The organism is Bartonella sp. AC158YNML (genome assembly GCF_042196725.1).
Classification (GTDB): Bacteria; Pseudomonadota; Alphaproteobacteria; order Rhizobiales; family Rhizobiaceae; genus Bartonella.
This window is the reverse complement of the sequence record NZ_JBHIQU010000014.1, coordinates 1-14267: the sequence shown is the minus strand read 5'-3', so window position 1 is coordinate 14267 and position 14267 is coordinate 1. Positions and strand designations below refer to the sequence as shown.

The following is a 14267-nucleotide window of genomic DNA, read 5'->3' as shown; positions in this document are numbered from 1 at the left end:
TCAGACCTTTTTAATGAAAATTGCACAACCCAGAGCTGCTAGACCCTCTCCACACGCCACTGTCCAGCTCATCTCACTAAGATCGCAGCCATATAAAAAATCGGTGATACCGGCTAATGTAAATTTTTCTTCTGTGGACATAGCTGCCACACCGCATTCACGACGTGATTGGTTAAAAACACCCAGTGCTGTTTCTTCTGCATCAGCTAGGGGTTCATGGATGATAATACGACCGCCGCGATCTAAAACACGGCACAACTCCTGTAATCCTTTTTTAGGTTCAGCCCAGTGATGAATTACGGAACGGGCATAAATCATTGAAAAGGAGTTATCGGGAAACGGTAAATTGCTGACGCTGGCTTCAATGATGTTGAATGCATGCTGGTATTTTAACTCGGTACATTTTTTAACACAAAACTGAACCATACGAGGATCGATATCAACCCCGTAAAAGGAATAGTCTGTGAGTTTTTGGGAGCGGTAAAGCTTGAAAAGCATGTGGCCAGTTCCCATGCCAATATCGAGAATTTTTTTCTTCGCAGAAGTAACACCAGATGCTTCTTCCAGAATTCTTTCTATCAAATACGCATTCCACGATGATGTACCTTCAGTAGCATACCTTTCATAGTGCTCAGGGGTGATATTTACCAGTAAATCATTCATCACATATTCCTCTAAATGAAGCTAGTTATGGCATTGCCATAAACTCGTTAAAAACTAACTGGGTATAGAAACGGTTACGTCCTCATATAAGAGGTCATCTAAAATAATTGATTGCAAACATGCATCCAACAAAACAACGGTTATCACAGATTGACAAAGATAATAGCAGTTACAAATAAACGTCATCCCTTTAAACGCAAATATATTCCCAACGTACCTAAAAACACATCGCGTCCTGTCATATTCAACTAAAAAATAATCATTTATATCAAAAGTGCACGCCGAGATGGCGCATAATGCCTTATACAAGCTCTCCATGCAGCTAAATATTGTGGTGCATAGCCGATTATCCAGCACCTGCCCTGCTGGAAAGTCCGCGCATTTTTCACAGTAATCTAGCATAAATGGTCTCGGTAGTTTTTTTTCCTCAATAAATTCGATATCAACCCCGACAGACTGAATCCGCGGATCATTATTAAGCAACATAATACTTTTACTCCGTCCATGGCTCACAGAACTGTGTGACATCTTTACATCTGGCAAAATCCGTTTAAATATATCGATAAAAAGCACCTTCGCCATTTCACGTTGCAATATCATTCTCGATGTACGTCTCGTCGATACAGGCAAATAACGATGAAGCCTATCAATAGCTAAAAAATAGGTATAAAAAGAATGGCTCACAATGCACAGATAATTGTTTGCACGACGATTAACATACACTCTGCTCATATCATGAGCTTTATCTACATGGTACATTTTATTTTCCCTGTATTTGTCGTGGCAACTTTTCTGATATTTACTTTAAATGCATACTGATACCATTTATCAGCCAATAGTTTAGTAATGACTTTAACCTGCTCACTATTTGCCGACATATCAAGGTTGATATAAAGATCGCCGTTCTGTGCTTTTGAAAAGTAATGTCTTAAACATCCAGTATACTTAATAATGTCATTTGAAATCAGTTGAACTGGGATAAACTTACCATTGTGTTTAAATTCATTAACGGCTCTGGCTATCCAGTAATAGCATTCGGATCCATCTTTAACAAACAGGTCGCCGGAATCAAACCATTCATCACGCGGCTTTAATTGCAAGAAACTATCAACATAACCATCACACGCGAAAGGCGTTTTATAAAACATACGACACACTGAATCAGAAGCATCCGCCCGATCAATGGGGCGCAAATCAATTTTTATATCACTCACCAAAGCCTTACCCGGCGCTACAACGCCATATTTACTGGTTCTTTCAATATCGTGTAGCGAACAGATCTTATTATGAAACAAGCGCGGTCCGGATTCGGTCTGACCGAAGTTATTCCATAACGTCGTACATGATGAGAGGATACCCGATGCTTGTACGGTGAGCAAACGGTCGGATGCATTCAAGATATTTTGCACATGGATTCGGCTTTTGGTAAAAATGTCGCTTACTGCCAGCATCCAGTCACCGATTAAAGGCAAGTTGGTAATGCTATAGTGCGAAACGAGTTCACCAATATTACTTATTTGAAATTTTTCAAATACCAATTTGCTATCCGATAAGAAGGCACATAGCATAGTAGAGAGACCATACATATACTGCACTGGGAAATAACACAATGAGCAATCTTCATTACTTAGTCCAAGAGATTGGCTCACCGCGATGGCATTCTCAATCAGAATATTTTCATGATATTGAATCAACTTGGGCTTACTGGTTGTTCCGGAGGTACAAAAATAGAAATGCGCGCACGGATATGCTGTAAAATCAGCCAGATTTTCGTTCACAGTTGAAAAACAGTGATCAAACGCGATATTAATCCGGTGACTGATGATACTAATATTCCTAACTTCATGGCTCATTACAACAGCCGCAATGCAATTGGCATCAACCAGCATATCAACAATGTCTAAATCATGAATATTGACGATCCAAGCTTTCAATTTTAGCACAGACGCAACAAAATAGCTGATTAGACCTTCGAAATTATTTCTAATCACAAAAACAAACAACTTATTTTGCTCCTTTTGCGGGCGATCACGAAAATATCTAACTACGGTATCTGCACACCCTTTTGTCATCATGGTGACATCCTCTGCCGAATAATGACTGTGATGACAAATCACTTGCCAGTTTCTTTCTAATAAGGAATATATTGTTAGCATGAGGTGTCCCTTACAGATATTGTGGATTCCCTAAAACCAAGCTGCTTGCGCCACCACCCATACCAAATGAGTTTTTCAATGCGTATTTAAGCGGTCGGTACTGATGCTCCCTCACAAGCGCAATACCAGCAGGCAATTGAGGATCGATTTCATCACAATTCAAAATTTTGGGCAAAACATTGTTCCGAAAAGAAACCAGTACACCCAAAATTTCCATCGCACCGGCAGCAGCAATCAGATGCCCGTGCCAAGATTTTGTCGCCACAATCGCTGGGTTGTGCGCGCCAAAAACCGTTCTGATTGCACTGGCTTCATGCTGATCATTTTGTACTGTCGATGTCCCATGTGTATTCACAAAATCAATAGCGGTACGGTCAACACCCGCATGTTCGATGGCTCGCTCCATCGACAGTTGCATTTCGAGATCATCTTTATGTGGCGCTACAATATGCTGTGCGCAAAGTGCACCGCCGTAACCCAATAAATAGGCCAACGGCTCACGCTGCCGCGCCAGTACGTTAGATAATTTTTCAATAACGAACAGACCTGCGCCCTCCGCTAAAACAAATCCGCTGCGATGCCGGTCAAAAGGCCGCGAACGCCGTGGTCCACAGTAGTTTTGATCAGTCGATATCACTCCCATTTCTTCTAATCGCGCAAGATTCAGCGGGGTGACTTTCGCAGAAACACCGCCGCAAATCGCCGCTTTAACTTCACCATTGCGGATAGCTCGCATCGCGAGGCCGATACTTTGCGTTGATGCAGAACAAAGGCCTAGAAGGGCAAAACTGAGGCCCGCAAACGGGATAATTTCATGTATCGTTTTTAGAACCGCGGTTGTATCGAGATCAAAAAACTCATCAATTTTAAAATGCTCTAGCGCGACATCGACCAAGCATTGCTTATCCGCGTCGGCGGGAACCTTGTCCGCAAAACCGATACACTTTTCAATATCGATTGCCGATTCATCAACCCCTACAATACAGCCAATATCTTCTGCTGTATAATATTCCTGCAAATGCAGTCGCTCATACAGTCTCTTTGCTGCTAAACCCGCATAAAAAAGCTCGCCGTTTCTGAAAGCTTTTTTCTTAGGCCAGTGTAGCAACTCATTACCTTCTATAGGAATCCCAGCTTCATGAGTTTGAAAATACTGGTGATCAAATTTTTTAATCTTCCGTATACCACTTTTCTCACGCATAAAGCAGGCGTGAATTTCATCCAAGTCACTGCCTAATGGCGTAACAGCCCCATATGCACTAATACATAATGTATCTGCATCAAAATGGGTATTCATTATAAAGCTCCCCTCAGTGTTTAATTATCCAAATATTTCCGATACCATAATTGATACCCGCACCAGTCAGCATAACCCGAGCCCCCGAAGGAATAGCAGGATCATTAAGACAGCATAAAATATCCAGTATGTTATTGAGTTTTCCAGTGTACCCAGTTTTAGATTTATAGTTAACAACCGGTATCCTTGGGAAAAATTTCTCTAGCGCTGAATATTCAGCTATTTGTTGCGTACGAATACCGTTGTTATAACTAACAATAACATCAGGTTCCCCCTGTTGCGTTCGTTGTTTACTCAACAGGCTTTCCCAGTCCCGTTCTTCAAAACTGACTTTAGGGCAATAATGAATAGTCACAGAGATTAATTCAGCTAGCGCATCGCAACTGTTATTGTCTAAAGACATCACTGCCGCCCCCCAACTGGGGATAATACCAGAAATATCTTTATCACTTTGTCGAATTTCACCAAATTTTTTAAAGACAGTTAGACTATCGAAGCTCAGCATATTTGCTGCACTAACAACCATCGCTCGCTCTTTTGCAATTATATTAGCGATATCAGCATAAGCCAATTTCAATGCAACTAGGCCACTTAATGATGCGGCACGTAACGGCATCCCTTCCTCATGATCAAGTAACAATTTTGAGATGTGATACAACACATTTGTTGGCAACAATCGCAATGTATTCAGAGGATTATTTATCTCCTTATACTGCTGGATATGCTTCCAGACTGAACCATCGTCCTTATATTTACGGCAAATTTCAAAAAGCAAGTCAAAGCTGCGATCTTCGCTATCGCATGCAGTATATAGAAAAGCTTTTGCATGCTCCGCTAGGCAATCTTTACTTTGAAAATCTATCAGCGCATTAATTACTATTTTTGACATATCATTCAGCACTGAGCGGTCTTCTCTGCTGACCAGCTTCTTGTCTATCATAGACGGTATCAAAACATGGTAATAGTCCATATCACAAGGATTAATCTCACCCCCAGCGCTGAGCAGCTGGCTCAGCGCTGCACTATTAGGCGCGAATTGCTGATACACACCATAGTTTTTTATATAGACCCTTTCCGTCATGCTAGTTGTGCTTTAAAACTGATATACGCTGGTTGATATAGTTCAGCGTGAAATAGGAGTAGAGTTCTTTAAACTGGATTTTCTTATCAATTGATTCATATTCTTTTAACCCCAGCAGGTCATTGATTTTAGCAACACCTTCGCTAGTCCACTCTTTGGTGTCAAATGAGTAAAATGCTTCTGTAGTGGCCCATTTATTTACCGGCCAAAGGCTTTCAGGACTAACATCAACCTTGAAGTGCCTTTTTAACTCGAAGGCAAAATCAATATAATCAATCGAAGTCATTCCATAATCAGAGAATAGAGACTTGTGCGGATCAAGCTCTTCTGACTCATCAAGATACATGACATCTTTAAAAATTTGGCTAATTTTTGTAATATACATTAGATGATCCCCTCACCATTCCCGATCGTTAATGAAACGCCTGTAGTAATAATTTTACCGTTAACAAAGGCATTGACAACATTCGCAACATCTTCGGCAGCCAACATTTTCCTCATTGGGATGTTTTTTTCTATGCTAGCAATACTTCTTCCTTCTTTCGCACAATAGTCCTGAAGCATCTTTGTCTTTATATAACCAGGGCTTACGCACAGCGTTCTGATATTGAATCGGCCCATTTCCAGTGCAATGCCGGAGAGATATCTTTCCATAGCTGCCTTCGTCGAGCCATATAAAGAGTTACCCACTCTGTTTTTTTTTGCGGACACCGAACTGATAAACACCAACTTGGTCTCATTTTCTTTATACTGCTTCATCGTTTTGACTACCATATTGAAAATCAGCACAGCTGACAGATAGTTAAGACGAGTGATGGCGTTAATATTTTCGGGTTCCAACTCATCGCACAAACATGCTGGGTTATAACCAGCACAGTAGATAGCTATCTCAATTCTAACATTTTCTAAGGCAGCACAAAACTGCACGACGTCTTGCTCAGATGTCAAATCCAAGCGAACTGGCAAGACAGCACTTTGGTACCGATGCTTCATATCACTAACGGCGGTTTCATTACTGAACCATGTAAAAACTACGAAATAACCACCATTAATTAGTGAATCTATGACATTCCGCGCTATCTCAGCAGTCCCTGCGACTACCAGCGCCAACGATTTTTCATTATATGCAGGATTATTTACGATATCGACAAAACTATGACTCATGCCTCCCCCTTATATTTAAACATGCTATAAATTTTCCAGCACAGAATCACCCTTGATAAAACATAATCCCAATGAAACTATATAGACGAGGATATCTGCTTACTTTCGCAGTACCACCTAAATTAATTAAAAGCAACTGCTTTTAATTAAAAAATTACCAGTACCTAAAGGCCAAAATTGTCATGATCCTCCCGAGTATATTGCAGCCCCGAATAAAGCTGCAAATCTGGATCAAACAGCTGGCTATGCCCGCTCTTCAACCAAGTTTGGTCATAACTAAAAGAAAAAGTCTCTTTGCCTCTGCCAGATGCAGCATAAAGCTGCCCCATGCGACATGGGACTTCCATGCCAGCCTAATGCGCCCAGACTTCTATCGCTTTTTGTTTTGACGCTTGCATTAATCTCTCTTGGGCACGCAGCGTTTCGTGTGCAGCAGGCCAGAATCCTGCAAACTGCGTCCCAGCGGATCGTTCCCTGCTAACAACAATAAATCTTTTCCAACCGTAAACAAGCATTATCGTTATCATTGATAGGGGTATTTTCATTGTTGTTTTGTAAATGACTCTCTTTCATAGTTCCCTCTTTTGAGAAAGTAATACGTTATTAAAATCGGTTCCTTTTGGAGCTTGCATGATAAAAACCTCAAAGCCTTAGCTATAAGCACGCGCAGCGAGGATGAAACCTGCTTTACGACCTGCATCATCGCCATCCATTGCAATGGTGAGACGGGCTTTTGTTTTGGGTAAATTCACATGCATCATGCCATGGGTTGAAAGGAACGCCCATAAATCAATGGGCTCTGGTAACAACCCAGACAGCAGAGCCAGACCGGTTTCAATGCCTTCACAAATGACCAAATGTTTTGGATTGTCTTGGCTTAAATACACAGCACCACCCGTGACAGAACCCAACATGGCTTTAGCTGGTTTTTGATCTGTTTTGCAGCCATTTTTTTGTAAAAAGGTTCTATGAATAGCAAAGGAACCAGCCCCCTTAAAAAGAGCAATTAACGCGGGCAGTGACATTCCTAAAGGGTGTGGACATTTGCTATGAAAACGTAAATCAGCAGGCAAATCACATGTGATCCCACGCATGCGTAAATAGGTTTCTGCTAAAGTATTTTTGATTGGTTGGCTTTGTTGCCAAATTGCTTTTGCTCTCTCTGCTTTCTGTTTTGCTCGTTTGAGATCAGCACAAAACTGTTTGGAGAAAGAAAGCGTATAATCATAAGCTTGTGTTCCAAGCAAGCCAATTCTAATGAGCGCTTGTATTATCTCTCTAAAAGAACAACCGGCATAATAGTAGAGTAAGAGACGCCCATCATGTCCATTGGCAAGGGATAAGCTAGGCAGCCTATCATCATGAGCAGGGCAACGGGCTGTTCCATAACGCCCATGCCAAGTACCACGCAAGGCACGTGTGATACCTTGCGCATTCTTAAAAGAACACATCATTTTAAATCCTATAACGTTGCGTCACAGGACGGGTTGTGCTATCTCTAGGGTGATGAGTTTGAGAAAGCCTTGTCCGTCCTTATGTGAAAAGGTTTTTTTTATGCCGCGTCACTTTGACGTTGCTGTTTTGCTTGTTCGATGACATTAATAAGATCTGATTGTAACCAACGGGATAAAAAGCCAAATTTTAAAGGTTTTGGGAGAGAGCCATTGGTCACATGACGGCGGAAAGTTGAAACACTCATATGAAGCAATTTTGCACTTTCACGGTCAGTTAAAAGAATATCATTTTCTGTCATAATAAAATCCTTTCATAATTAAAAATGGAAACAAATCATAAGTATTTATTAACCATATTTTGGTTTAATTTTTAAGGTATTTTATTTATAGAAAACAATATTTTATCATATAAATTCTCATGTGATAATTTATGATTCTTATTGAGAGCGAATGAGAGACAAGAGAGCTAAAGTTATCCACAGATAATGGGGTTGTTCACCCCATATCTTAAGATTGACCTGTGACATAAGCCGCCCATTTATTCATATAGATACGGCGCTGTTCTAGATAGTCAGTACGACGATAGGAGCGCTCTACTTGCCCTCCGACCGTATGACTGAGAATGGTTTCAGCGACCTCATAAGGGGCATCGGTTGTTTCTGCTAGCCAATCGCGTAAACTAGAACGAAAACCATGGGGACAAGCTTCAATTTTATTTTTTCTCATATACGCCGCCATCATCGTATGTGAAAGAGGACCACGACCGGTAAGTGAAAAGATGAAATCACTTTTAGAGATACAGCGGGCTTGTTCAATTACTTTTATTGCTTCAGATGATAGGGGCACGCGAAACTCTGTTGTGGCATCACGCTTGCCTTTCATATTCTCAGCAGGGATTGTCCAGATATCATCTTCAATCTGATCTTCACGAATATGACGCAAAGGATTGCTACGAACCCCTGTAAGGATAAGCAGACGCAAAGCTAAATGTTTTATAGTTGTTGTTTTGCAGAGAAATTGGTAAAAAGCCGGCACATCTCTCCAATCCATGGCTGGTAAGCTTTGTTTTTTATGACGTTGTTTGCCTAAGAGAGCGCGTGCTTTTTCTACTGCTTGTAAATCAACATCTAACCCTAATGCAGCTGCATGTTTGAGACAAAGATTAAGACGCATTAGTGCTGTTCGAGCAGTTCCAGCTTTTGTATGCCAAATAGGGGCAAGGGTATCACGTATCTCTGTTTGTGTAATCTCTGAAACGGGGAGACAGCCTAATTTAGGGAGAATATGGAGGCGTAGATGTAAAAACCAATTACAAGCCTCACCATCATTTTTTAATTCAGCTTTACGGCTTTCAAAAGCATCTAGAGCAATATCTTTTAAATAATGGAGATTGCGCATTGCCTCACGCTTTTGTTTGTTGCGTTCTTTAATAGGGTCACGCCCCTCACGTAAAACAGCCCGCCACCTAGTTGCCAATTCACGGGCTTGTTTTAAAGAAACATCTCGCAAGGCACCCAAGCCCATTTCGCGGCGCCGACCATGAATGGTATAACGATAAATCCATTGAGCACCTCCATCTTTACGCTTATGAAGTAACAAGCCAGCACCATCATTATATTTGCCAGCCCCCAATGTTGCGACAGCCCTTGCATTAAGACGATTCATAAGAACCATTTTTACTCCTTTCTTGTACAATTTTTACCCACACATCAACCCCGCTTGTGACGTGCAAGCAAGTGGTTTTGATTGATTCAAGATAAACAGATTTGAAATGAGAGAATCCTACGTTATTCGGGGATCTAATTCAATATGAATAGAGCTAGATTATCATTATAAATCAATATCTTGTGTCGGTCATTCAAGATGAGATTGACGATATTACGGATGAGTATGTAGCACAAATACAAGAAAGTATTTTTGCCGCTATTCGTTTTTGTGAACGGGAGACCTTTTACTTTAACGAAAGCCGTGATGTGGTGTTTGAGACACGGGTGGGACAAGGTGTTTATGATGCAAGTGACGCCCGTCATATCGAAAGTGCTGTTAAAATCAAAAACGTTTATCTGAGTTCTGGTCAACATCATAAGCTTGAATTGGAACGGCAAAGTCCTTTTTCTCTAGAGCCTTCGTTGTCATCAGAGCAGCAAGGAACGCCGGTTTGTTACAGTTATTTTGATAGGAAATTGCATCTTTATCCCACACCGGATAGAGCCTATCAGATTCAACTCATTCTCTCTCCATTGCGTTTATCAGATATAGAGAGTGTTGATGAGGAACATCCATGGTTTGTGCACGCGTTTGATTTGATTAAGGCGCGTGCAAAATACGAACTTTACAAGAATATTCTTAAAGAACCCGATTGTGCAGCCGCTGCTTACAATGACTTTAACGAACAGTTGCATGAATTGCGTGCAGAGACGTCTCAACGTCATAACGTCACGCGAATAATTCCGACGGATTTCTAATATGGTTTATTTTCCAATCGCTGATTACAGACCAGATGTTGCGATCGTCAACGGTAGCTTTACGGATACACTTGTGAATGTTTTACCGGCAGATGGCGGTTACATACCCATGCCTAGTGCAATGGTTGTGTCTCATGCTTTGGAAGAAAAGCCCTTGGGTTCAATAGCCTTTAGAAGTGGCAATGGTGTTAAGACAATCGTAGGAAGCAAGCAAAAGCTTTACAGTTATGATAGTCAAACGAAGGGTTGGAAGGACATAAGTCAAAGTGGTGTGACTTATCATGCGCATGAAGATAATCAATGGTCGTTCGCTTTGTTTGGTCAAAGAATTATTGCGGTGAATAAAAATGATAAACCACAAGTTTTTAATACCCATAGTTCTAAACGATTTGAAGATTTAGGAGGCAATCCGCCGAAAGCAGGCTTGGTGAAGGTTTGGGGACCTTTTGTTTGTTTGATGCAATTGACAGATTATCCCAATCGCATCCATTGGTCTGGTTTAGATGATGCAACCCATTGGACTGTTAAAGAGAAAAATTGCGATTTTCAAGATTTTCCGGATGGAGAATATGTTCAAGGGTCTACGGAATCCACCAATCCCCTTATTTTTATGCGCTCTGCGATTTATGCAGGAACTTTTGTTCCGGGTTCTAAAATTGTCTTTGCTTTTCAAAAGATTCAAGACAAGCGTGGAGCGCGCAGTGCAGCCTCTATAGCGTGTCGAGGGAGTGATGCTTTTTTTGCGAGTGATGGTGGCTTTTATCAGATCAGTGCTGATGGTCAACTTTTGCCGATAGGCTTTGAGAAGGTTGATAGAACGGTTTTTAAAACTTTTGATAAATTTGCTCTTGATGAGATGCAAGGAGTGATAGATCCCATTGATAACCGAATTTACTGGTCCTTAAAGGGAGGCAATAACGAGCAAACGACTTTTGTCTATGATTGGGGATTGCAGAAATGGTCGACGCTACAGGGAAAACCTTTCACGTTGTTTCCAGTATTTACGACAGGTTATACTTTAGAACAGTTAGATGAGATTTCGATCAATCTTGAGTCCTTGCCGGCTTCTTTAGACAGCCCTCGTTGGCAAAGTGGCGCGCCAATGCTTGGTGCTTTTGATGATAACAATCGGCTTGTTATGTTTACGGGAGCACCGATGGAGGCAACGGTTGTTTCACAAGAAATGGGAGCACCAGATGGAAGTTTTAACTTTATCACGAAAGTATTTGCCGAAGTTGATACGACGCAAGGTCTTTTAAGTATAGGAGAACGTCGGCTTCGTAATGATCAGACGCCGATCATATGGCACAAGGAGAGGGTGTGTTCTTATCTTACAGGTGCTTATCATGGTCGTTCGCGCAATCGTTATCACCGCTTTAAATTGCGTATTCCTGAAGGCGTTCATTGGAACCATATCACAGGGTTTAATGTGGATTTACGTCCTTTAGGCAGAGGATAATGGCAAAAGTCTTTTTGACCACGTCTTGGGATATGGAGCGTATAGCGCCTTATCTTGAAGAAATCATTGCGTCATTTCGTGAGTATGTGGAGCGTTTTAAACATGAAATCACGTTGCAAGAGCTCATTGAAGCGATTTGCAGTGGCAAGAAACAGTTATGGCTTGTTTTGGATGATGAGGAGCGCTTTTTAGCGGCATTCACGACCCAGATACAACAGACAGTTTTAGGAAAGAAGCGCGCTCTGATTTGTGAATGTAGTGGCAAGGGCGTTCTTGATCAAGTTGATAATTTGACATTTGTAGAGGATTGGGCGCGTGAGAATGGGGCTTCTGAAATGGAGATCTTGGGTCGTTTAGGTTGGAAGCGCGCATTGGACAAGCAAGGCTATGGCATAGCTATGCTTTATTATAGGAAGGAATTGTGACATGGGGAGCAAGACACCAACAACGACAGAACAGAAGCAGGTACAAACAAGCGCCCCTCCCACTTGGATGCAGAATGTCTTTAAGCGTGGGGGTGCAGATGCGTATCAAATGTATGATACAGGGATTGGGGGTAATGTGTATGGGGAACAACGTATTGATTTATAATGATAATCTAGCGTTATTCATATTGAATTAAAGATCCGAATAACGTAAGATTCTCTCATTTCAAACCTCTCCATGTTGAATCAATCAAAACCATTTCCTTGCACGTCAAAAGCGGGGCTGGCGTGTGGGTAAAAATCGTATAAGAAAGGATTAAAAATGGCTCTTATGAACCGTCTTAATGCAAGATCTGTCGCAACATTGGGGGCTGGCAAATATAACGATGGTGCTGGCTTGTTACTTCATAAGCGTAAAGATGGCGGTGCTCAATGGCTTTATCGTTATACCATTCATGGTCGGCGCCGCGAAATGGGCTTGGGTGCATTAAGACATGTTTCTTTAAAAAAAGCGCGTGAATTGGCAAACCAATGGCGTTCTGTTTTGCATGAGGGTCGTGACCCCATTAAAGAGCGCAATAAACAAAAGCGTGAAGCAATAAGCAATCTTCATTACTTAAAAGATATTGCTTTAGAGACTTTTGAAAGTCGTAAAGCTGAATTAAAAGGGGATGGTAAAAATGGAAACTGGTTTTCACCCTTAAAACTTCATATTCTCCCTAAATTAGGCTGTCTACCCGTTTCAGAGATTACCCAAACAGAGATACGCAATGTTCTTGCTCCTATCTGGCATACAAAAGCTGGAGTTGCTTATAGAGCTCTCAAGCGTCTCAATATGTGTCTCAAACATGCGGCTGCACTAGGATTGGATGTTGATTTACAAGCAGCAGAAAAAGCACAAGCTTTATTAGGCAAACAACGTCATAAGGTTACTAATAGACCAGCAATGGATTGGAGAGAGGTTCCTGCTTTTTATAAAACACTTTGCGAAGCATCAACCTTAACACATCTGGCTTTGCGCTTGCTTATTCTGACAGGGGTTCGCGCAAATCCTTTGCGTCATATGCGTGAGGATCAGGTTGATGGCGATATATGGACTATCCCTGCTGAAAATATGAAAGGAAAGCGCGATGCTACAACAGAATTTCGTGTACCCTTATCAAAAGAAGCATTAGATATTTTGAAACAAGCGCGCCTGCTTTCTCGCAATGATTTCTTCTTTTCTGCAACCGGTCGCGGTCCCCTTGGTGAGAAGTGTATGGCTACGTATATGAGAAAAATTGGACTTGAATCCTGCCCGCATGGTTTTCGTTCTAGTTTACGCAATTGGCTTGCTGAAACAACCGATGCCCCCTATGAGGTCGCTGAAACTATTTTAAGTCATACGGTCGGTGGTAAAGTAGAGCGTGCCTATCGTCGTACTGACTATTTAGAACAGCGCCGGGTCTATATGGATAAATGGGCCGCTTATGTCATTGGTCAATCTTAAGATATGGGGTGCATAACCCCATGATCTGTGGATAACTTTCTCTCTCATTCGCTCTCAATTAGACTCATAATTTATCACATGAGAATTTATATGATAAAATATTGTTTTATATAAATAAAATACCTTCAAAAATGAACCAAAATGTGCTTAATAAATAGGTATGATTTGGTTCTATTTTTTATTATGAAAGGATTTTAGAATGACAGAAAATGATCTTCTTTTAACAGACCGTGAAAGTGCAAAATTGCTTCATATGAGTGTCTCAACTTTCCGCCGTCATGTTACCAATGGCTCTTTACCAAAACCCTTAAAATTTGGTTTTTTATCTCGTTGGTTACAATCGGATCTTTTGAATGTCATCGAGCAAGCAAAACAGCAACGTTATAACGACGTGGCATAAAAAAACCTTGTCACGTAAGGACGGACAAGGCTTTCTCAAACTCATCAATCTAGAGATAGCACAATCCGTCCTATGACGCAATGTTATAGGATTAAAATGATGTGTTCTTTTAAGTTAGAGAATAATACTCCTTTAACTGATAACGATAATAGCTCTTTAAATGATAAGACTTGTTTAGAAGCCATTCCTTATGAAATCGCATTGCAACAAAACG

At 41.1% G+C, this 14267-nt stretch carries 14 protein-coding genes and 2 pseudogenes; 6 read left to right on the top strand and 10 right to left on the bottom strand.

Features of this window, described 5'->3' with window-relative positions:
- The 10 genes and pseudogenes from ACFIM1_RS07465 to ACFIM1_RS07420 form a co-directional block, all read right to left on the bottom strand.
- Positions 1–663 (bottom strand): methyltransferase domain-containing protein, encoded by a 663-nt coding sequence (locus ACFIM1_RS07465; RefSeq protein WP_375609635.1) that lies wholly within the window; start codon positions 661–663, stop codon positions 1–3.
- Positions 664–1409: 746 nt separating this feature from the next.
- Positions 1410–2819 (bottom strand): AMP-binding protein, encoded by a 1410-nt coding sequence (locus ACFIM1_RS07460; RefSeq protein ID WP_375609636.1) that lies wholly within the window; start codon positions 2817–2819, stop codon positions 1410–1412.
- A gap of 10 nt (positions 2820–2829) precedes the next feature.
- A complete protein-coding gene (locus ACFIM1_RS07455; RefSeq protein ID WP_375609637.1) occupies positions 2830–4116 on the bottom strand; it encodes a beta-ketoacyl-[acyl-carrier-protein] synthase family protein in 1287 nt (428 codons plus the stop codon).
- Between the two features lie 13 nt (positions 4117–4129).
- Positions 4130–5197, bottom strand: a complete 1068-nt coding sequence (locus ACFIM1_RS07450; protein WP_375609638.1) for a hypothetical protein — start codon at positions 5195–5197, stop codon at positions 4130–4132.
- Position 5198: 1 nt separating this feature from the next.
- Positions 5199–5582 carry an acyl carrier protein gene (locus ACFIM1_RS07445; protein ID WP_375609639.1) on the bottom strand — a complete coding sequence of 128 codons (384 nt, stop codon included), beginning with the start codon at positions 5580–5582 and terminating at the stop codon, positions 5199–5201.
- A complete protein-coding gene (locus ACFIM1_RS07440; protein WP_375609640.1) occupies positions 5582–6361 on the bottom strand; it encodes an SDR family oxidoreductase in 780 nt (259 codons plus the stop codon). Before ACFIM1_RS07440 ends, ACFIM1_RS07445 begins: the two co-directional genes overlap by 1 nt.
- Before the next feature lie 353 nt (positions 6362–6714).
- Positions 6715–6888, bottom strand: coding sequence for a hypothetical protein (locus tag ACFIM1_RS07435; RefSeq protein ID WP_375609641.1), 174 nt, complete (start codon positions 6886–6888; stop codon positions 6715–6717).
- A 42-nt stretch (positions 6889–6930) separates the two neighbouring features.
- Positions 6931–7815: pseudogene (locus tag ACFIM1_RS07430) on the bottom strand (toprim domain-containing protein).
- Between the two features lie 98 nt (positions 7816–7913).
- Positions 7914–8114, bottom strand: coding sequence for an AlpA family transcriptional regulator (locus tag ACFIM1_RS07425; RefSeq protein WP_011180791.1), 201 nt, complete (start codon positions 8112–8114; stop codon positions 7914–7916).
- A 208-nt stretch (positions 8115–8322) separates the two neighbouring features.
- Positions 8323–9489 carry a tyrosine-type recombinase/integrase gene (locus tag ACFIM1_RS07420; protein ID WP_375609642.1) on the bottom strand — a complete coding sequence of 389 codons (1167 nt, stop codon included), beginning with the start codon at positions 9487–9489 and terminating at the stop codon, positions 8323–8325.
- A 167-nt stretch (positions 9490–9656) separates the two neighbouring features.
- Between ACFIM1_RS07420 and ACFIM1_RS07415 the strand changes: the two are divergent.
- The 6 genes and pseudogenes from ACFIM1_RS07415 to ACFIM1_RS07390 all read left to right on the top strand — a co-directional run.
- Positions 9657–10280: pseudogene (locus ACFIM1_RS07415) on the top strand (hypothetical protein); the annotation flags it as partial.
- 1 nt (position 10281) lies between these two features.
- The gene (locus ACFIM1_RS07410; RefSeq protein ID WP_375694553.1) at positions 10282–11739 is read left to right on the top strand and encodes a hypothetical protein; all 1458 of its coding nucleotides are present in this window, start codon (positions 10282–10284) and stop codon (positions 11737–11739) included.
- On the top strand, positions 11739–12164 hold the full coding sequence (locus ACFIM1_RS07405) for a hypothetical protein (RefSeq protein ID WP_375609805.1): 426 nt from the start codon (positions 11739–11741) through the stop codon (positions 12162–12164). The genes ACFIM1_RS07410 and ACFIM1_RS07405 overlap by 1 nt, the downstream gene beginning before the upstream one ends.
- A 1-nt stretch (position 12165) precedes the next feature.
- On the top strand, positions 12166–12330 hold the full coding sequence (locus tag ACFIM1_RS07400) for a hypothetical protein (protein ID WP_375609806.1): 165 nt from the start codon (positions 12166–12168) through the stop codon (positions 12328–12330).
- A 156-nt stretch (positions 12331–12486) separates the two neighbouring features.
- Positions 12487–13653 (top strand): tyrosine-type recombinase/integrase, encoded by a 1167-nt coding sequence (locus ACFIM1_RS07395; protein WP_375609804.1) that lies wholly within the window; start codon positions 12487–12489, stop codon positions 13651–13653.
- A 199-nt stretch (positions 13654–13852) separates the two neighbouring features.
- Positions 13853–14053 (top strand): helix-turn-helix transcriptional regulator, encoded by a 201-nt coding sequence (locus ACFIM1_RS07390; RefSeq protein ID WP_375609803.1) that lies wholly within the window; start codon positions 13853–13855, stop codon positions 14051–14053.
- Positions 14054–14267: the final 214 nt, after the last annotated feature.